Consider the following 19684-nt stretch of genomic DNA (forward strand, 5'->3'; position numbering starts at 1 on the left):
TCAGTGCTCGCCACCTTCCGCGGCGGCTTCCGTGGTCTCCACCGAAACCTCGTCGTCGTCGAACAGCGGCCGGATGCCCCGGACCGCCATGATCTCGTCGTTGCCGGTGCCCGCGGCGACCATCGGCCACACCTGGGCATCCTTCCCGACCACGAAGTCGATCACGACGGGGCGGTCGTTGATCTCCATCGCGCGGCGGATGGTGGCGTCGACGTCTTCCTTGGTCTCGCACCGCAGGCCCGCGCACCCCAGCGCCTCCGCCAGCAGCACGAAGTCCGGGATGCGGTGCTTGTGCGTGCCGAGGTCGGTGTTGGAGTACCGCTCCGAGTAGAAGAGGTTCTGCCACTGCCGGACCATGCCGAGGTTGCCGTTGTTGATCACGGCGACCTTGATCGGCGCGCCCTCGATGGCGCAGGTGGCCAGCTCCTGGTTGGTCATCTGGAAGCAGCCGTCGCCGTCGATCGCCCAGACCTGCGTGCCCGGGACGCCGAACTGCGCGCCCATCGCGGCGGGCACCGCGTAGCCCATGGTGCCGAGGCCGCCGGAGTTGATCCAGGTGCGCGGGTTCTCGTACTTGACGAACTGCGCGGCCCACATCTGGTGCTGGCCGACGCCGGCGGCGTACACCGCGTCCGGGCCGACGATCTGGCCGATCCGCTCGATGACGTACTGCGGCGACAGCGAACCGTCGTCGGGCCACTCGTAGCCCGCCGGGTAGTTCTCGCGCCAGTCGTCGGCCTGGGTCCACCAGTCGGCGAGGTCCGGCTTGCCGCCGTGCTCGAACTCCGTGGTGACCGCGGTGATCAGCTCGCCGATGATCTCCTTGCAGTCGCCCACGATCGGGACGTCGGCCTTGCGGTTCTTGGAGATCTCGGCCGGGTCGATGTCGGCGTGCACGATCGAGGCGTCCGGCGCGAACGACGAGAGCTGGCCGGTGACGCGGTCGTCGAACCGGGCGCCGAGCGCGATCAGCAGGTCGGCGCGTTGCATCGCGGCGACCGCGGCGACCGTGCCGTGCATGCCCGGCATGCCGAGGTGCTGCGGGTGCGAGTCGGGGAACGCGCCGCGCGCCATCAGCGTGGTGACGACGGGGATGTTCGTCAGCTCGGCGAGTTCCTTGAGCTGCTCGTGCGCCTCCGCCTTGATCACGCCGCCGCCGACGTAGAGCACCGGGCGGCGCGACTTCGCGATCAGCTTCGCGGCTTCGCGGACCTGCTTGCCGTGCGGGCGCAGCGTCGGGCGGTAACCCGGGAGGCGCAGCTCGGTCGGCCAGGAGAACGAGGTCATCTCCTGCAGCACGTCCTTGGGGATGTCCACCAGGACGGGACCGGGCCGGCCGGTCGCGGCCAGGTGGAACGCCTCGGCGATGGTCCGCGGGATCTCCGCCGGGTCCGTCACGAGGAAGTTGTGCTTGGTGATCGGCATGGTGATGCCGCAGATGTCGGCTTCCTGGAACGCGTCCGTGCCGATCAGCGCCCGGCTCTGCTGGCCGGTGATGGCCACCACCGGAACGGAGTCCATGTTCGCGTCCGCGAGCGGCGTGACGAGGTTGGTCGCGCCGGGGCCGGAGGTGGCCATGCACACACCGACCTTGCCGGTGGCCTGCGCGTAGCCGGTCGCCGCGTGCCCCGCGCCCTGTTCGTGGCGCACCAGGACGTGGCGGACCTTCGTCGAGTCGAGCAGCGGGTCGTAGGCGGGCAGGATGGTGCCGCCCGGAATGCCGAAGACCACCTCGGCGCCGACGGCCTCGAGCGAGCGCACGAGTGACTGGGCGCCGGTGACGCGCACCGGCGTTCCCGCCGGGGGCGCCGGCTTCGGACGAGCTCCGGACGTACCGGGCGTCGGCCCGGGTTTCGCGTCGCTGCGCGACGTGGCACTGGTCATCGGTTCTGCCTCGTGGGTCTCGGTGTCACTCGTTCGGGTCAGTTTGGTGCGGTGGGGCGAAGAAGCTCTTCTCCTTGGGCAACAAAAAACCCTCGCCGACCGTAAGGTCGCACGAGGGTCGCGCGTCGACGCAGCGGAAGGACTTCCCTAAGCGTCGACGCGCTTGGGAAGTACGAGGCCGGTCAGCGGTGTCACGGCGATGACGCTAGCCGCAACGCCGCGCGGGTGTCAACTCTGCGGGACGGTGTGTCCGGATGCTGGACACACCGTGGGGTGCGTGTCACGCCTGCGCGACCCGGGTTCGGGCCGGTCGGGGCGGCGGTGCACCATTTCGGGGTGGCCGAAAAAGCTCAGCAGGACGAGGGCCGGAAGGCCGTCTTCCGCGTCCCCCGCACGTCGTTCATGGCGATCGCGCTCCTGACCGTCTGCGTGACGCCGATCGCACTCGGGGAAATCCCGTACCTGCAGTGGCTCTACGTCTTCCCGATCGCGCTGGCGGTGTTCGTCATCCGCCACCGCACGAGCGCGACGCGCGAAGGCCTCGCGATCCGGACCGTGTTCGGCCACCGGGACGTGCCGTGGTCGGCGTTGAAGGGCCTGGCGATCACCAAGAAGTCCCGCGTGCAGGCGGTGCTGAAGGACGACACGAAGGTGCCGCTGCCGACGGTCCGGACCCGGCACCTGCCGGTGCTGTCGCTGGTGAGCGAAGGACTCGTCGCCGACCCGAGCGGCCTGCTCGAAGAGGAAGACCTCAAGCCCGGCTCGTAGCACCCTCGATGGACGGCATCCGCCACACTGGCCTAAATTGGTAGAACCAGTTTTGGCGGAGTGTTCCCGCCGACCATCCGACCTGGGAGTTTCGCCGTGCCGCCTCTCCGTTCCCGGACCACCACCCACGGCCGCAACGCGGCGGGCGCGCGCTCGCTCTGGCGCGCCACCGGCATGACCGACAGCGACTTCGGCAAGCCGATCGTGGCGATCGCCAACTCCTACACGCAGTTCGTGCCCGGCCACGTGCACCTCAAGGACCTCGGCGAGATCGTCGCCGGCGCGGTCAAGGAAGCGGGCGGCGTCGCGCGCGAGTTCCACACCATCGCCGTCGACGACGGCATCGCCATGGGCCACTCCGGCATGCTCTACTCGCTGCCCTCGCGCGAGATCATCGCCGACTCGGTCGAGTACATGGTCAACGCGCACCAGGCCGACGCGCTGGTGTGCATCTCCAACTGCGACAAGATCACCCCGGGCATGCTCAACGCCGCCATGCGGCTGAACATCCCGGTGGTGTTCGTCTCCGGCGGGCCGATGGAGGCGGGCAAGGCGGTCGTCGTCGGCGGCGTCGCCCAGGCCCCGACCGACCTGATCACCGCGATCGCCGCGTCGGCGAGCCCCGACGTCGACGAAGAGGGTCTGGACATCGTCGAGCGCTCGGCGTGCCCGACGTGCGGTTCGTGCTCCGGCATGTTCACCGCGAACTCGATGAACTGCCTCACCGAGGCGCTGGGCCTCTCGCTGCCGGGCAACGGCTCGACGCTGGCGACCCACGCGGCGCGGCGCGCGCTGTTCGAGGAGGCCGGGCGCACGGTCGTCGAGCTGTGCCGCAAGTGGTACGAGCAGGACGACGACTCGGTGCTCCCCCGCTCGATCGCGTCGAAGGCGGCGTTCGAGAACGCGATGGCCCTCGACATGGCGATGGGCGGCTCGACGAACACGGTGCTGCACATCCTCGCCGCCGCCCAGGAGGGCGAGGTCGACTTCACGATCGCCGACATCGACGCGATCGGCCGCCGCGTGCCGTGCCTGTCGAAGGTGGCGCCGAACTCGGACTACCACATGGAGGACGTCCACCGCGCGGGCGGAATCCCGGCGATCCTCGGCGAGCTGTACCGCGGCGGCCTGCTGAACACCGACGTCCGTTCGGTCCACTCGGACGACCTCGACTCTTGGCTTTCCGCCTGGGACATCCGCGCTTCGTCGCCGTCCCCGGTCGCACTCGAGCTGTTCCACGCGGCCCCGGGCGGCGTCCGCACGACGCAGGCGTTCTCGACGTCGAACCGCTGGTCATCCCTGGACACGGACGCGGCAGGCGGCTGCATCCGCGACGTCGAGCACGCGTACACGAAGGACGGCGGCCTGGCCATCCTGCGCGGCAACCTCGCCGAGAACGGCGCGGTCATCAAGGCCGCGGGCATCGACGAGGACCTGTGGCACTTCGAGGGCCCGGCGCGCGTGCTGGAGAGCCAGGAGGAAGCGGTCTCGGCGATCCTCAAGAAGGAGATCCAGCCGGGCGAGGTCCTGGTGATCCGCTACGAGGGCCCGGCGGGCGGCCCCGGCATGCAGGAGATGCTGCACCCGACGGCGTTCCTCAAGGGTTCGGGCCTCGGCAAGAAGTGCGCCCTGATCACGGACGGCCGCTTCTCGGGCGGTTCATCGGGCATCTCGGTCGGCCACATCTCCCCGGAGGCGGCGGCCGGCGGCCTGATCGCCCTGGTGGAGAACGGCGACCGGATCCTCCTGGACATCCACGAGCGCCGGCTGGAGCTGCTGGTGGAGCCGGAGGTGCTGGCCGAGCGGCGGGCCAAGATGGAGGCGTCGGAACGCCCGTGGCAGCCGAAGGACCGCCAGCGCCCGGTGACGGCGGCGTTGCGCGCGTACGCCCGGATGGCAACGTCAGCGGACACCGGCGCGGTCCGCGACGTGAACAAGTAGATCCGGCTTTACCCGCGAAGGCCGCCTCGCTCGCCGGGGCGGCCTTCGCGGTTTCCGCCCCCAGCCGCAAAGCCGTCCCGGCATATCCAGCCCCGGCCACCAAAACCGCCCCAGCCGCAAAAGCCGTCCCGGCAACTCCAGCCCCGACCACCAAGGCCGCCGGCAAAACCGCCCCAGCCGCAAAAGCCGTCCCGGCAACTCCAGCCCCGCCACCAAGGCCGCCGGCAAATCCGCCCCAGCCGCGAAAACCGTCCCGATGAGTCCGGCCTCAGCCACCAGGCCGCCCCGCTCGCCGAGGCGGCCATTTCGAGGCCCAAACCACCCCGGGCCGCGAGGGGGACCCCCGGTTTCAACGTTACCGGCGGCCACCGACAGTTCCGCCCTCACCAGGCAGAGTTGTCCACAGGGCCGCCCCACACGGCCGAGTTGTCCCCAGCCCTACCGCGTCAAGACGATGACCACCACAGCCGCCGCGGCGGCCAGCAGCAGCGACACCAGCCCCAGCGGCAACGGCCGCTTCCGCCACGGCGTGTTCCGCTCCAGCGAAATCGGCCCGGCCCCGGTGAACAGCAGGCTCAGCGCGGCCGCCCCCAGCAGCAGCTCGAACTCGAACCCCTGCCCCTGCTGCTCGAAGAACCCGCCGTGGAACTTCGCGTACACGGCGTTCGCCGCCACCCCGAGCAGCGCCGCCGCCGCGAGCGGCGTGAACAGCCCGACGATCACCAGCACCCCGCCGCCGACCTCGGCGATGCCCGTGACCCACGACAGCAGCGTCGTCTGCTTGTGGTAGCCGAACGTCTCCAGCACCCGCGCGAACCCGCCGATGCCCGGCCCGCCGAACAGGCCGAACAGGTGCTGCAGACCGTGCGCGCCCATGGTCACGCCGAGCGCGAGCCGCAGGATCAGCAGGCCGAGGCCGAGCCCGCCCTGGCGTGGGGCGTCGTCACCGCCGTCGTCCTCGACGCCGGACAGGAGGCTGGTGGGCTGCTGCGAAAAATCGTCTCCACTGCTCACGCGCGAAGGGTAGGGGATCCGCCCGGGCCTGGCGAGCCGCCGCGCTCAGTATTCGCCGTGCACGAGGTTGTCCGGCAGCTCGCCGCCGGCATACCGGGCGATCTCCGCCGCCGCGACGGCGTACGACCGCCCCCGCACCCCGCGCACCGACCCGCCGATGTGCGGGGTCAGCAGCAGCCCCGGCGCCGTCCACAGCGGGTGCCCCGGCGGGGGCGGCTCGGGGTCGGTGACGTCGAGCGCGGCACGCAGCCGTCCCGTGGTCAATTCGGCGACCAGCGCGTCGGTGTCCACGACCGCGCCGCGCGAGACGTTGGCCAGCACGGCGCCGTCGCGCATCTCGGCCAGGAACGCCGCGTCGACCATCCCGCGGGTGCGCGAGGTCAGCGGCACCATGAGCACGACGACGTCGTGCAGACCGAGCAGCGCGGGCAGCTCCTGCACGCCGTGCACGCCCTCCCGCGCGGTCATCCCGACCATAGTGCACCGCGCGTCGAACGGCTCGAGCCGCCGCCGCAAGTGCCGTCCCAGGTCGCCGGCGCCGATGACGAGCACGCGCTTGCCCTGCAGCGTGTCGGCCGTCTGCCGCTCCCACCGGCCTTCGCGCTGCGCCGCCGCGAAGACGTCCAGCCGCCGGTACATCGACAGCAGCGCCGCGACGACCCACTCGGCGGTGCTGCCGCCGTGCGCCCCGCGGCAGGTGGACAGCAGGATGCCGTCGGGCACCTTGCCCACCCAGTCCTCGGCCCCGGCGGACAGCAGCTGGATCAGTTTCAGGTTCGGCAGCGTGCGCCAGAGCTCCTCGCCCGGCGGGTGCTTGCCGGGGATGAGCACCTCGGCCTTCGCGGCCTCCGCGGGCACGGGCTCGCCCCACTGGTAGCGCACGGGCAGGACCCGCGGAACCTCGGCGAGCACGGTCATGCCCTCGTCGTCGGGCACCAGCACGGTCAACGTCATGATCCCCAACGTAAACCAGGAGTACTCACCCATGGTTCACGCGGCGGCCCCTAGGCTGGGGGATCATGCGCACTCGGTACCGGTCGGCCCTGCTGGCGATCCTGACCTGCGGCGTTCTGCTGCCCGCCGGCTGCGCGCGGTTCGACGACACCGCGGCCGGTCAGTCGTTCAGCCCCGCGCCCGTCCCGAGCCCTGAATCCCCGCCCCAGGTCCAGGGCCCCGGTGCGGACTCGGGCGGCGACGGCAAGCAGGTGCGTCCCGGCCCGTCGGCCGCGCCGGTGCCGCCGCCCCAGGGCTGCAAGGACTTCGACCCGTCGGTGATCTCGACCTGCCTGGACACCGTCGCCGCGGTGGCCGGCCTGCCGGGTGACGGGTCGACGCCGAGCGCGCTGGCGGGCGAGCGCAAAAGCGGCCGCGTCCTGCTCGCGACGGCGGGCAAGGACGCGACGGACTTCGCGAAGCTCGACGTCCAGGCGGCCGGTGACGGCGGCCTGACCGGGCTAGCGCTCTCGCCGTCCTACGTCGAAGACCAGCTGGTGTTCGCCTACGTCACGACCGCGACGGACAACCGCGTAGTGCGCTTCGCGAAGGGCCAGGCCGCGAAGCCGGTACTCACCGGCATCCCGAAGGGCGCGTCCGGCAACCGCGGCACGATCGCCACCGACAACCGCGGCGCGCTGCTGGTCGCGACGGGCGACGCGGGCAACCCGAACGCCGCCACCGACCCGAACTCCCTCGCCGGGAAGGTGCTGCGCATCGACACGTCCGGCAAGGCCGCGGCGGGCAACGCCAACGGCTCGCTGACCGTGGCGGCCGGCCTGCACGCCCCCGGCGGGCTGTGCGCCTCGGCCGACGGCGGCCGCGTCTGGATCACCGACCGGCTCGCCGACAAGGACGTCCTCTACCGCTTCCAGGCCGGGCAGCCGCTGACGGCGCCGGCGTGGACGTGGCCGGACAAACCGGGCGTCGCGGGCTGCGCCGACTTCGTCGACGCCAACGGCTCGGTCTCGGTCGGCACCTCGCTGACCGGCAACCTGCAGAACCTGCCGGTGACGCCGGAGGGCGCGATCAGCGGCAAGCCGACGATCAGCCTCGACGGCAAGTCCGGCAAGCCCCCGGTGACCTACGGGCGGCTGGCCGGGATGAGCATGATCAACCCGCAGCTGGCGGTGGCCGGCACGGTCAACAAGGACGGCGGCGCCCCGGTGTCGAGCGACGACCGCGTCGTGCTGATCACCCCGGCGACGTCCGGCGGCGGCAACGGCAAGGACTGACCGCACGCCTCACCCCCTCGCCGGCTCCGCACCGCCCGCCGATCCGGCCCGCACCGCCCGCCGATCCGGCCGGCACCGCCCGCCGATCCGGCCAGCGCCGCCGGCCGATCCGGTCAGCGGAGACGGCCGATCAGCTGAGACGGCTGGTCAGTTGACGCGGCCGGTCAGCTGAGACGGCTGGTCAGCCGAGCGGCTTCAGCTCCACGCGCCGCCCCTCCGCCGACGACGTCAGCCCGGCCTCGGCGAGCTGCAGCCCGCGTGCCGCCGAGAAGAAGTCGTAGCGGTGTTGCCGCCCGGCGACCACGTCCCGGACGAACTCCTCCCACTGCGCCTTGAAGCCGTTGTCGAACTCGGCGTTGTCCGGGACCTCCTGCCACTGGTCGCGGAACGCCTCGGTCGCCGGCAGGTCGGGGTTCCACACCGGCTTCGGCGTCGCGGAGCGGTGCTGGACCCGGCAGCGCCGCAGCCCGGCGACGGCGCTGCCCTCGGTGCCGTCGACCTGGAACTCGACGAGCTCGTCGCGGAACACCCGCGTCGACCACGACGAGTTGATCTGCGCGACGACCCCGGACTCCAGTTCGAAGATCCCGTACGCGGCGTCGTCGGCCGTAGCCGCGTACGCCTCGCCCCGCTCGTCCCAGCGGCGCGGAATGTGCGTTGTCGCTTTCGCGGTCACGGCCTCGACGCGGCCGAAGAGGTTCTCGAGGACGTAGTTCCAGTGGCAGAACATGTCGAGCACGATCCCGCCGCCGTCCTCGGCGCGGTAGTTCCAGCTCGGGCGCTGGGCCTCCTGCCAGTCGCCTTCGAAGACCCAGTAGCCGAACTCGCCGCGCACCGACAGGACCCGCCCGAAGAACCCGCCGTCGACCAGCCGCCGCAGCTTCCGCAGCCCGGGCAGGAACAGCTTGTCGTGCACGACGCCGTGGCAGATCCCGGCGTCACGCGCGAGCGCGGCCAGCTCCAGCGCCGATGTCAGTTTTTCGGCAAGGGGCTTTTCGGCGTAGACGTGCTTGCCCGCGGCGATGGCCGCCCGCACCGACGGCTCCCGCGCCGACGTCAGCTGCGCGTCGAAGTAGATCCCGACGTCGGCCAGCGCGGAGTCCGGGTCGGTGGTCCACGCGGTCAGGCCGTGCCGCCCGGCGAGGTCCTTCAACTTCGCGGCATTGCGCCCGGCGAGGATCGGCTCGAGCTGCACGCGGCCGCCGTCCGGCAGGGCGACGCCGCCCTGGTCGCGAATCGCCAAGACCGACCGCAGCAGGTGCTGCCGGTAGCCCATCCGGCCGGTGACCCCGTTGAGCAGCACTCCGATACTGGGCTGGTTCATCACTGCCGGCCTTCCTCGTCGATGTCGTATTCCGCGCGACGGCCGCACATGCCGTACCCGTCCGGGTTCGAGGGTGCCGCGACCCGGACGCCGGACTGCTCGAGGTGACTCCCATCACCACCGGCGAGCGCCGCGAGGTGCACCCCGGTGAGCTCGGCGGCCCGCAACGCCCCCGTCCGCCAGCGCGAAACCCAGTTGCCGATTTTCGGCGAAACGAGCGAGAGGGCCGCCCGGTGAAACACCCGCAACGGCCCCGGGTCACCGTCCCGCAGCGCCTCCCGGAGCGGCAGGTAGCCGCGAATCGCCAGGTCACGGCGTTGTCGAGCGGCGTGGTCGGTTTTCGGCAACGCCGCCGCACCGGCATAGGCGACGGGGTCGGCGAGCACGTCGGGCGGGAACGTGAACACGGCGTCCCCCGCCTCGGGCAGTCCGCTGTTCTGCATCAGCACCGTGACGCGGAGATCCTCGACCTGGACCATCCGGTGCACGGTTCCCGGCGCGAACCACGCGATCACGCCGGCTTCGAGCGGTGTCTCGTCGTAGCCGCCGACGCTCAGCGTCTGGACCGCCCCGCGTCCGCCGGTGACGACGTAGGCCTCGGTGCAGGCCAGGTGCAGGTGCGGGCTGCCGCCACAGACTCCATCCTCCGCCGCCCAGTCGTAGGCGCGCAGGTGCGAGACCCCGATTCCACCTGGAAGTGGGAACGCGTTCATGACCACCCGTGTCCATCGAGGTAGTGATTCACCCGATCGCGGTCCCACGCCCCGTCGGCGACGACGATCCGGTAGCGGTAGGTGAAGCTCTCCCCCGGCTCCAGCGCGAATTCGTCGAAAAACGCCCACGAGAAAGCCACCATGGGCGTGTCCCGCGAGCGGACGAACCAGTGCGACTCGTGGATCGCCTGGTCGTTTTCCGGCGAATGCGCGAAGACCAGCGTCGAATGCGCGTCGACGCCGTCGTGCTCGCCGACGAACGCCAGCCACGGCGCCTGCACGCCCATCATGTCTTCGCCGCCGAGCTCGCCGGGTCCGAGGACGCGCCCACCGCTGAACTCTCGCGGCCCCCGCCAGTGCAGCCCGGTGTACCCGGCCAGCTCACGCCCGGCGGTCGTCGGGCTGCCGAACTCGAGCGGGGTGTCGCGGACGTTGGTCAGCTCGATCCCCCAGTCGAGCGCCCAGGCCCCTTCGTCCGGCTCGGCCGAGTGGACGACGAGGTCGCGCCGCTCCCGCGCCCACTCGTCACCGCCGTTGGCGACCCAGGTGAGCCGCTCGGTGAAGCCGAGCCGCTCAAGCCCGACGGTGAAGGCGGCGAAGTCGTCGTGCCGGATCGAGCCGACGCGGTCCGGCAGATCCTGGTATCCATCGCCGGGGACGTAGGTGTGGCCGCCCCAGAAATTCTGCCCGGACAGGTGGCTGGACGTCATCTGCAGGCCCTTGTGCCACCGGTGGTCGGCGGGCCGGTACCCGCTGACGCCGCGGCCGCCGAGGGTCCGCAGCGGGTGGGTGTAGGGCTTGCGGGATTCGAAGGCCACGGGGTCGGGCTTGTACACATAGGACATCAGCTGGACGCCGCCGGCCTCGACGGTCACGCGCTCGCCGTGCCGGTGCGTGACGGTGATCGCCGCGCTCACGCCCGCGCTCCCGCCATGGACCCGTGGAAGGCGTCGCCGGGAACGATCTCCCCGCGACGCACCCCGAGCCCGGTGGCCGCGGACTTGTACAGGGCCGCGACGAACTCCAGCACCCGCCGCCCGTCACCCCCGCTGCACGGCGGCCGCCGCCCGGCCCGGTAGGCGTCGAGAACGGGCGCGAACGCGGCAGCGTGCGAGCTGATGACGTCATCCGGCGGCGTCCACCAGCGGTTCGTCGCTTTTTCGGCAACGTGCGGCGCCGGTGTGTAGCGCCAGTCCTTGGCGCCGTGCCCGTAGAGGTGGGTGAGCTCGACGGTCGCGTTTTCGCAGTCGACCCGGACCCGGCTCACCTCGTCCGGCGACAAGACGCTGTTGACGACGGTCGCGAGCGCCCCTGACTCGAACCGGACGAGCGCGGTGGAGACGTCCTCGGTCTCGACGTCGTGCACGAGCCGCGCGGTCATCGCGCGCACCTCGGCCCAGTCGCCGAGCAGGTGGAGCAGGAGGTCCATCTGGTGGATGCCGTGTCCCATGGCGGGCCCGCCGCCTTCGGACTCCCAGCGCCCGCGCCACGGCACCGCGTAGTAGGCGGCGTCGCGGTACCAGGTGGTCTGGCAGTGCGCGACGAGCGGACGCCCGAGTTCCCCGTCCGCGAGCAGCCTCCGGAAGTGCGCGGCGCCGGACCCAGAGCGTTGCTGAAAAACGAACGAAACGTACGGCCCGCCCTCCCCTTCGGCGGCGGCCATCTCGTCGTACTCGGCGAGCGACCGGCACGGCGGCTTCTCACACCAGACCCAGGCCCCGCTCTCGAGCGCCTTCTTGGTCTGTTCGACGTGCAGGCCCGGCGGCGTGCAGATCGAGACGAGATCGGGCTCCTGCTCGGCGAGCAAGGAATCGAGATCGCCGTACGGCTTGGCGTTCCCTGCCGCGGCACAAAACGCGACGGCCCGGGCTTCATCGACATCGGCGGCGGCCACGATGTCGACGTCGTCCCGGTGTGCCTGGAAGGCGGTCCGATGGCTGTCCGCGATACCGCCGGTGCCGACGACGGCAACGTGTAAGCGCTTTCTGTGAGTCAACCCAGGTCTCCCTCCTCGGTGACACGCCTCTCCCAGCGGCCGCCCCCACCTCTCAGGCCGCTGCCGCCGACCGTTCCAGAAAGCGCTTTCTCACGCAACGGCCGACCAGTTGTCAACGTTGTCACCAACGTTGGTCAACCGGAACGGACGACAGCCCCGGCGGCCGCTCTCACCATCGCGACTTCAACGCCACCAAGGCTTCACGCGCTCAGCGCTGACACCCGCACCGACTTCACGAAGTCTCGCCGCGCTCAGCCGTCATGACCCCGCGCCGCCACCCCGAACGGCGGCACCCACACCGAGCGCAGCCACAGCTCGGCGCCGGTCGATCAGTGAGTCTTGCTCCTGGGATTCCGCTTCCGCGGCTGCCGGCTCTCGGCACGCACAGCCCGGATGTCCAAGAAAGCGACAACAACCGAACCGAGCGCGGCGAACAACCCGAGGAACCGCCCGGAGCCCGCCCCGATCGCGATCCCCGCGACGTCGAAGATGCCGCGCTGGTCGGCGTCGAACTCCCAGTCGAGCGTGAACCAGCCGAGCACCATCAGCAGCAGCGACGCCGCGGCGACCACCAGCCATAGGTGCGGCAGGCCGCTGACCCGCACTTTCCGGATTCGCCCGAAAACGACCACGACCAGCCCGGCCAGCAGCAACGGCAGCGGCGGGCACCAGGCGAAGAAGCTCGACTGCCACGCGTTCCGGACGACGTCGCTGTGAGGCAAGGACGAGAGAACGATCTCGATGTCCGGCTTGTTCGTGCTCAGCGTGGTCCACGGCAGGAACGTCGACCCCAGCGCGAGCAGCCCGGCCGCCAGGCCGAGCCACTCGCGCCAGGTGACGCTTTTGACGGAAAACGGCGATGTCATGAAAACGGTCAGGAGCCGACGCGCTCGATGATCAGTTCCCGGACCCGCTTGGCGTCGGCCTGTCCCTTGGTCGCCTTCATGACCGCGCCGACGATCGCCCCCGCCGCGGCGACCTTGCCGCCGCGGATCTTCTCCGCGACGTCCGGCTGCGCCGCCAGAGCCTCGTCGATCGCCGCGAGCAGAGCCGAGTCATCCGAGACGACCTTCAGCCCGCGCTTCTCGACGACCTCACGCGGCTCGCCCTCACCGGCGAGCACGCCCTGGACGACCTCCTTGGCGAGCTTGTTCGTCAGCTCACCGGACGAAACCAGCCCGATGACCTCGGCCACCTGCTTCGGCGTGATGGGCAGGTCGGCCAGCTCGACCTCGCGGGTGTTCGCTTCCTGCGCGAGGGTGTTGACCCACCAGCCGCGCGCCTCGTCCGGCGACGCGCCGGCCTCGACGGTGGCCGCGACGAGGTCGACCGCGCCGACGTTCAGCAGGTCACGCAGGGCTTCGTCGGAAAGTGACCATTCCTGCTGGATCCGCTTCCGCCGCTCCGACGGCATCTCCGGCAGCGTGCCACGCAGCTGTTCGACCCACTCGCGCGACGGCGCGATCGGGACCAGGTCGGGCTCCGGGAAGTACCGGTAGTCCTCAGCGGTCTCCTTCGTCCGGCCCGGCGACGTCGTGCCGTCGGCCTCCTGGAAGTGCCGCGTCTCCTGCTTGATCGAACCACCCTCGGCGAGGATGGCCGCCTGCCGCGTCATCTCGTAGCGAACGGCCCGTTCGACGCTCCGCAGCGAGTTGACGTTCTTGGTCTCGGTACGGGTACCGAACTCGGTCGCGTCCTTCGCCATGAGCGAAACGTTCGCATCGCACCGCAGCGAGCCCTGGTCCATGCGGACGTCCGACACGTCGAGCGCGCGCAGCAGGTCGCGCAGCGCCGACACGTAGGCGCGAGCGACCTCGGGGGCCCGCTCGCCGGTGCCCTCGATCGGCTTGGTCACGATTTCGATCAGCGGAACGCCGGCCCGGTTGTAGTCGAGCAGCGAGTGCTCGGCACCGTGGATCCGCCCGGTCGCCCCACCGACGTGCAGCGACTTGCCGGTGTCTTCTTCCATGTGCGCGCGCTCGATCTCCACGCGCACGACCTCGCCGTCGTCCAGCGTGACGTCGAGGTAGCCGTTGAAGGCGATCGGCTCGTCGTACTGCGACGTCTGGAAGTTCTTCGGCATGTCCGGGTAGAAGTAGTTCTTCCGGGCGAACCGGCACCACTCGGCGATCTCGCAGTTCAGCGCGAGACCGATCCGGATCGCGCCCTCGACGGCCTTGCCGTTGACGACCGGCAGCGCGCCGGGCAGGCCCAGGCAGGTCGGGCACACCTTCGTGTTCGGTTCGCCGCCGAACTCGTTCGCGCAGCCGCAGAACATCTTCGTGTTCGTGTTGAGCTCGACGTGCACTTCGAGCCCGAGCACGGGGTTGAAGCGTTCGATGACGTCGGCGTAGTCCATCAGCTCGGCCACGGCAGTCACTTGGTTCCTCCCAGCTCCGGGACCTTGTGGATGAGCGCCCCGCCGGCCGCGGCGTCGCGAGCGGCCTCGTAGGCGGCGCCGACCCGGTAGAGCCGGTCGTCGGCGAGCGCCGGGGCCATGATCTGCAGGCCGACCGGCAGCCCGTCCTCGTCGGACAGCCCGCTCGGCACGCTCATGGCGGCGTTGCCGGCGAGGTTCGACGGGATCGTGCACAGGTCGGCGAGGTACATAGCCATCGGGTCGTCCACGCGCTCGCCGATCTTGAACGCCGTGGTCGGCGTCGTGGGCGAAACGAGGACATCGACCTTTTCGAACGCGGCGGCGAAGTCACGCGTGATCAGCGTGCGCACCTTCTGCGCCGAGCCGTAGTAGGCGTCGTAGTAGCCGGACGACAACGCGTAGGTGCCCAGCATGATGCGCCGCTTGACCTCGGCGCCGAAGCCCTTCTCGCGGGTCAGCGACATGACCTCTTCGGCGCTGTGCGCGCCGTCGTCGGCGACGCGCAGGCCGTAGCGCATGGCGTCGAACCGCGCGAGGTTCGACGAGGCCTCACTCGGCGCGATCAGGTAGTACGCGGGCAGCGCGTAGACGAAGTTCGGACACGAGACCTCGACGACCTCGGCCCCGAGCACGCGCAGCTGCTCGACCGCGGCCTGGAACGACCGCTCCACGCCCGGCTGGTAGCCGTCGCCGCCGAACTCCTTCACGACGCCGACCTTGACGCCCTTGAGGTCGCCGGTCATGCCCTGGCGGGCCGCGGCGACCACCGGCGGGACCGGCGCGTCGATGGAGGTGGAGTCCAGCGGGTCGTGCCCGGCGATGACCTCGTGCAGCAGGGCGGCGTCGAGCACCGTCCGCGCGCAGGGCCCGGCCTGGTCGAGAGACGACGAAAACGCGACGAGCCCGTAGCGCGACACGCCGCCGTAGGTCGGCTTGACCCCGACGGTGCCGGTCACGGACCCCGGCTGCCGGATCGAGCCACCGGTGTCGGTGCCGATGGCGATGGCCGCTTCGAAGGCCGCGATCGACGCCGACGAGCCACCACCCGACCCGCCCGGGATGCGGGCGTGGTCCCACGGGTTGTGCGTCGGGCCGTAGGCCGAGTTCTCCGTCGACGACCCCATGGCGAACTCGTCCATGTTGGTCTTGCCGAGGATGACGACGCCGGCCTCGCGCAGCTTGCGCGTCACGGTCGCGTCGTACGGCGGGATCCAGCCTTCGAGCGTTTTCGAACCACAGGTCGTCGGGATGCCCTCGGTGGTGAGGACGTCCTTCAGCGCGAGCGGCACCCCGGCCAGCGCCGACGCGGGCGCGTTGCCACCGGCGATGCCCTCGTCGACGGCCTTGGCCGCGGCCAGCGCGCCCTCGGTGTCGACGTGCAGGAACGCGTGGACGTGGTCGTCGACCTCGGCGATCCGGTCCAGGTGGGCCTGCGTGACCTCGACCGCGGACACCTCGCGCGCGTGGATCTTCTCCGCCAGCTCCGCGGCGGTCAGCTTGATGAGCTCGGTCACTGCTCTTCCCCCAGAATCCGCGGCACCCGGAAACGCCCGTCCTCGGCGGCCGGCGCACCGGCCAGCGCCTGCTGCTGCGTGAGCCCGGGACGGACGACGTCCTGCCGGAAGACGTTCGTCAGCGGCACGGCGTGCGAAGTCGGCGGCACGTCATCGGCGGCGACCTCGCTCACCTTGGCCACCGAGTCCAGGATCTGGTCGAGCTGGCCGGCGAAGACGTCGAGCTCGTCGTCGGTCACGGCCAGCCTGGCCAGCTTCGCGAGGTGCGCGACCTCGTCTCGGGAAATGTTGGGCACGCGGGTGACTCCCGGGTTGTGCTGTGCGGGTTGTCTCGGAAGCTGCAAGTCTATGGTGACGGCGCGGGCGGACTCGACTGGGTTACGCCCGGCGCAGGCCGGGTGCCGTCCGGCGACTCTCGCGTCCCGCCCGCCGGACAGCAGGTCCCGCGAGCCGGTCGGGTCTGTCACAATCGGCGACCGGCATCGAGCGTCCCACGGCAAGGCTGGGACGCCAGAGGTGAGAGGGGCGCGTGGTGTCGTTCCTGATCCGGGTCCTCCTTCCGGACAGCCCGGGGACCCTCGGCGCGGTCGCCACGGCGCTCGGCACGGTAGGCGCCGACATCCTGAGCGTGGACGTCGTCGAACGCGGCACCGGAGTGGCCGTCGACGACCTCGTCGTCGAGCTCCCGTCCGGTCGCCTTCCCGACGCGCTGATCACGGCGGCGGAAAGCGTCGAAGGCGTCGAAGTGGACGCGGTCCGGCCCTACGCGGGTGTCCTGGACACCCACCGCGAGCTCGAGCTGGTCGAAGAAATCGCGGCGCAGCCGAAGTCGGGCCTCGACATCCTGGCCGAGGGCGTGCCCCGCATCGTCCGTGCGGGCTGGGCGATGGTCGTCGAGCACGCCGAAACCGGCGCGGTCCGGCTGGCGTCGTCGAGCGCCGCCCCCGAGACGCCCATCACCGACCTGCCGTGGCTGCCGCTGGAGCGCGCGACGGTCCTCGACGGCGAAGAGGCTTGGATCCCGGAGACGTGGCAGGAGCTCGGCACCGAGCTGGCCGCCACGCCACTCGGCAAACCGGGCAAGGCGCTGCTGGTGGCCCGCCCGGGCGGGCCGGCCTTCCGCGCCGCCGAAGTCGCCCGGCTCGCCCACCTCGCGGGCATCGTCGCGGTCGTCCTCGACGGCTAGCCCGACGCGGATCGATCAGGGGACGAGCCCGCGCCGGCTCGTCCCTTTTTCGACCAACCCCAGGTCAGAGGTCGATTTGGTAGGCGATCAGGCTGATGTGCGGGTACGGCCGCCAGTCCCGTTCGGGCAGGCGCGCGAACCCGAGCCGCTCGTAGAGCCGATGCGCACTACGCATGCCTTCGAGGCTGCTCAGCACGACCCGGGAAAGGCCCAGCGCCCGGGCGCTGTCGAGCACGGCCCTCGTCAACGCCTCACCGATGCCCCGGCCCCGCGCCCGTGGTGCGACCGCGAGCATCCGGAACTCCAGCTCACCGGGACGCGAAATCTCAGCGAGTGCCGAACCTGGCAGCACGACGGTCACCGTGCCGAGCACCACTCCCACGCCATCGACGGCGACGAGGACCTCGGCCTGTTCGACTCGCCGCGCGACATCGCGCAGCACGGCGTCGTACCCGACTTCGCCGGCCAGGTGACCATCGACGTCGTACGCCCGCACCGTGACCTCGCCCGCCGCGGCGTACTCCTCGGGCCGCGGCGGCCGGATCTCGACGTCACTCATCCGTCTCCCCGGACTCGTCGGTCTCCTCGCCGGTCGGCAGCGCCACCTCCTGAGCCGCCTCGGGCCCCCGCTCCAGGAGGACGCGGAAGCCGGACTCGTCGAGCACCGGCACCTTGAGCTGCACCGCCTTGTCGTATTTCGAACCAGGCGAATCCCCGACGACGACGAACGCGGTCTTCTTCGAAACCGACCCGGCGGCCTTGCCACCTCGGGCCATGATGACCTCCTTGGCTTCGTCGCGGGAGAAGCCGTCGAGCGAGCCCGTCACCACGATCGAAAGCCCTTCGAGGTTGCGCGGGATCGACTCGTCGCGCTCCTCCTCCATCCGCACGCCGGCGCGTCGCCATTTTTCGACGATCTCGCAGTGCCAGCCGACCTCGAACCACTCCCGCGTCGCACGAGCGATGGTCGGGCCCACGCCGTCGACGTCGGCCAGCTCTTCCTCGGTGGCCTGCTCGATGCGCTCGATCGACCCGAACTCGCGGGCCAGCGCCTGCGCCGCGGTCGGCCCGACGTGCCGGATCGACAACGCGACCAGCACCTTCCACAGCGGCCGGTCTTTCGCCGCGTCGAGGTTGGCGATCAGCTTTCGCGCATTCGCCGACAACTCGCCGGCCTTCGTCCGGAACAGCTCGACCTCGGCGAGGCTCTCCTCGTTCAGATCGAAGACGTCGCCCTCGTCGGCGACCACCCGCGCGTCGAGCAGCGCGACCGCGGCCTCGTACCCGAGGACCTCGATGTCGAAGGCGCCGCGCCCGGCCAGGTGGAAGAGCCGCTCCCGCAGCTGCGCGGGGCAGAACCGCGTGTTCGGGCAGCGGATGTCCTTGTCGCCCTCCTTCTGGTAGGCAAGCTCGGTGCCGCATTCCGGGCAGTGGGTGGGCATGACGAACTCGCGCTCGTCGCCCGTGCGCGCGTCCACCACCGGCCCGAGGACCTCGGGGATGACGTCGCCGGCCTTGCGGATGACGATCCGGTCGCCGATCAGCACACCCTTGCGCTTGACCTCTTCCGCGTTGTGGAGGGTGGCCCTGGCCACGGTCGACCCAGCGACCTTGACCGGCTCGGTGACCGCGAACGGCGTCACCCGCCCGGTCCGCCCGACGCCGACCTGGATGTCCAGAAGCGTGGTGATGGCCTCTTCCGGCGGGTACTTGTACGCGATCGCCCACCGCGGCGCGCGCGACGTCGTGCCCAGCCGTCGCTGCAGCGCCACCTGGTCGACCTTGATGACGACGCCGTCGATCTCGTGCTCGGCGTCGTGCCGGTGCTCGCCCCAGTAGACGATGTGCTCGGTGAGCTCCTCGGCCGTCGTCAGGACCTTGCTGTGCGGCGACACCGGCAGGCCCCACGCCGCCAGCGCGTCGTACGCCTCCGACTGGCGCTGCGGCTCGAAACCCTCGCGCTTGCCGAGCCCATGGCAGATCAGCCGCAGCCGCCGCTCCCGGGTGATCTTGGGGTCCTTCTGCCGCAGCGAGCCGGCCGCGGTGTTGCGCGGATTCGCGTACGGCGGCTTCCCCGCTTCGACCATCTTCGCGTTCAGCTCGAGGAAGTCCTCGACGCGGAAGTAGACCTCGCCCCGCACCTCGACCAGCGCGGGCACCGGAAACTGATCGGTGCCGGTCAGCGTCTCCGGCACCTGGTCGAGCGTGCGGACGTTGAGCGTGACGTCCTCACCCGTCCGGCCGTCACCCCGGGTGAGCGCGCGGGTGAGCTGGCCGTTTTCGTACAACAGGTTGATCGCCAAACCGTCGATCTTCAGCTCGGCGAGGAACTCGGTGCGCCCGACCTCCTTCTCGACGCGTTCGACCCAGGCCAGGAACTCGTCCCGGTCGAACACGTTGTCCAGGCTGAGCATGCGCTCGAGGTGGTCGTGCGCGGTGAACTCGGTCGAGAACGTGCCCCCGACCCGCTGACTCGGCGAATCGGGCGTAACCAGTGCCGGGTGCGCTTCCTCGAGCTGCTGGAGCTCTCCCAGGAGCTCGTCGAACTGCCCGTCGGAGATGATCGGCGAGTCCAGGACGTAGTAGCGGAACTGGTGGTTGCGCAGTTCCTCGGCGAGGGCGCTGTGCCGCTCACGCACGTCGGCCGGGACGTCGGTGACGTCCTCGGCGGCCACCGGGGAGTCGGCCGCCGCGATCTGGTCCTGAGGGAGTTCGGTGCTGCTCACGGGTGGTAAC

Annotated in this window: 17 protein-coding genes; 4 read left to right on the top strand and 13 right to left on the bottom strand. The window is 70.9% G+C overall.

The genetic code is table 11. The features are described from left to right. Positions 1–1884, bottom strand: a complete 1884-nt coding sequence (locus SD460_RS41575) for an acetolactate synthase large subunit (protein WP_290051801.1) — start codon at positions 1882–1884, stop codon at positions 1–3. Between the two features lie 336 nt (positions 1885–2220). Between SD460_RS41575 and SD460_RS41580 the strand changes: the two genes are divergently transcribed. Together SD460_RS41580 and ilvD are read left to right on the top strand one after the other, a co-directional pair. Next, entirely contained in the window at positions 2221–2652 is a 432-nt protein-coding gene (locus SD460_RS41580) for a PH domain-containing protein (RefSeq protein WP_290051803.1), read from the top strand. Positions 2653–2748: 96 nt separating this feature from the next. Beyond that, a complete protein-coding gene (ilvD, locus tag SD460_RS41585; RefSeq protein ID WP_318307589.1) occupies positions 2749–4593 on the top strand; it encodes a dihydroxy-acid dehydratase in 1845 nt (614 codons plus the stop codon). Positions 4594–5031: 438 nt separating this feature from the next. On the opposite strand, the gene SD460_RS41590 is transcribed toward ilvD, so the two are convergent. Then, on the bottom strand, positions 5032–5607 hold the full coding sequence (locus SD460_RS41590; RefSeq protein WP_290051806.1) for a DoxX family membrane protein: 576 nt from the start codon (positions 5605–5607) through the stop codon (positions 5032–5034). A gap of 45 nt (positions 5608–5652) precedes the next feature. Then, positions 5653–6561 (bottom strand): 2-hydroxyacid dehydrogenase, encoded by a 909-nt coding sequence (locus SD460_RS41595; RefSeq protein ID WP_318307590.1) that lies wholly within the window; start codon positions 6559–6561, stop codon positions 5653–5655. Between the two features lie 65 nt (positions 6562–6626). On the opposite strand from SD460_RS41595, the gene SD460_RS41600 reads away from it, so the two are divergent. Then, positions 6627–7835, top strand: coding sequence for a PQQ-dependent sugar dehydrogenase (locus tag SD460_RS41600; RefSeq protein ID WP_290051809.1), 1209 nt, complete (start codon positions 6627–6629; stop codon positions 7833–7835). Between the two features lie 181 nt (positions 7836–8016). Here SD460_RS41600 and SD460_RS41605 read toward each other — a convergent pair whose 3' ends face one another. From SD460_RS41605 to gatC, 8 genes are all read right to left on the bottom strand, one after another. After that, positions 8017–9159 (bottom strand): Gfo/Idh/MocA family protein, encoded by a 1143-nt coding sequence (locus tag SD460_RS41605; RefSeq protein WP_290051811.1) that lies wholly within the window; start codon positions 9157–9159, stop codon positions 8017–8019. Beyond that, a complete protein-coding gene (locus tag SD460_RS41610) occupies positions 9159–9872 on the bottom strand; it encodes a cupin domain-containing protein (RefSeq protein ID WP_290051812.1) in 714 nt (237 codons plus the stop codon). Before SD460_RS41610 ends, SD460_RS41605 begins: the two co-directional genes overlap by 1 nt. Next, positions 9869–10789, bottom strand: a complete 921-nt coding sequence (locus tag SD460_RS41615) for a DUF6807 domain-containing protein (protein ID WP_290051814.1) — start codon at positions 10787–10789, stop codon at positions 9869–9871. The genes SD460_RS41610 and SD460_RS41615 overlap by 4 nt, the downstream gene beginning before the upstream one ends. After that, positions 10786–11868, bottom strand: a complete 1083-nt coding sequence (locus SD460_RS41620) for a Gfo/Idh/MocA family protein (protein ID WP_290051815.1) — start codon at positions 11866–11868, stop codon at positions 10786–10788. The genes SD460_RS41615 and SD460_RS41620 overlap by 4 nt, the downstream gene beginning before the upstream one ends. A gap of 329 nt (positions 11869–12197) precedes the next feature. Next, positions 12198–12734 carry a hypothetical protein gene (locus SD460_RS41625; RefSeq protein ID WP_290051816.1) on the bottom strand — a complete coding sequence of 179 codons (537 nt, stop codon included), beginning with the start codon at positions 12732–12734 and terminating at the stop codon, positions 12198–12200. A gap of 8 nt (positions 12735–12742) precedes the next feature. Further along, positions 12743–14248 (bottom strand): Asp-tRNA(Asn)/Glu-tRNA(Gln) amidotransferase subunit GatB, encoded by a 1506-nt coding sequence (gene gatB / locus SD460_RS41630; protein ID WP_290051817.1) that lies wholly within the window; start codon positions 14246–14248, stop codon positions 12743–12745. Further along, positions 14245–15762 carry an Asp-tRNA(Asn)/Glu-tRNA(Gln) amidotransferase subunit GatA gene (gatA, locus tag SD460_RS41635; RefSeq protein WP_290051818.1) on the bottom strand — a complete coding sequence of 506 codons (1518 nt, stop codon included), beginning with the start codon at positions 15760–15762 and terminating at the stop codon, positions 14245–14247. Before gatA ends, gatB begins: the two co-directional genes overlap by 4 nt. Next, entirely contained in the window at positions 15759–16058 is a 300-nt protein-coding gene (gene gatC, locus SD460_RS41640) for an Asp-tRNA(Asn)/Glu-tRNA(Gln) amidotransferase subunit GatC (RefSeq protein WP_284743223.1), read from the bottom strand. Before gatC ends, gatA begins: the two co-directional genes overlap by 4 nt. 236 nt (positions 16059–16294) lie before the next feature. Here gatC and SD460_RS41645 point away from each other — a divergent pair, with 236 nt between their 5' ends. Continuing rightward, a complete protein-coding gene (locus SD460_RS41645) occupies positions 16295–16948 on the top strand; it encodes an ACT domain-containing protein (RefSeq protein ID WP_318307691.1) in 654 nt (217 codons plus the stop codon). A 64-nt stretch (positions 16949–17012) separates the two neighbouring features. On the opposite strand, the gene SD460_RS41650 is transcribed toward SD460_RS41645, so the two are convergent. Continuing rightward, a complete protein-coding gene (locus tag SD460_RS41650; protein WP_290051822.1) occupies positions 17013–17507 on the bottom strand; it encodes a GNAT family N-acetyltransferase in 495 nt (164 codons plus the stop codon). After that, complete coding sequence (ligA, locus tag SD460_RS41655; protein ID WP_290051823.1) at positions 17500–19674, bottom strand: NAD-dependent DNA ligase LigA; 2175 nt, start codon at positions 19672–19674, stop codon at positions 17500–17502. Before ligA ends, SD460_RS41650 begins: the two co-directional genes overlap by 8 nt. Positions 19675–19684 lie beyond the last annotated feature (10 nt).

It is taken from the genome of Amycolatopsis solani, from assembly GCF_033441515.1.
GTDB lineage: Bacteria > Actinomycetota > Actinomycetes > Mycobacteriales > Pseudonocardiaceae > Amycolatopsis > Amycolatopsis solani.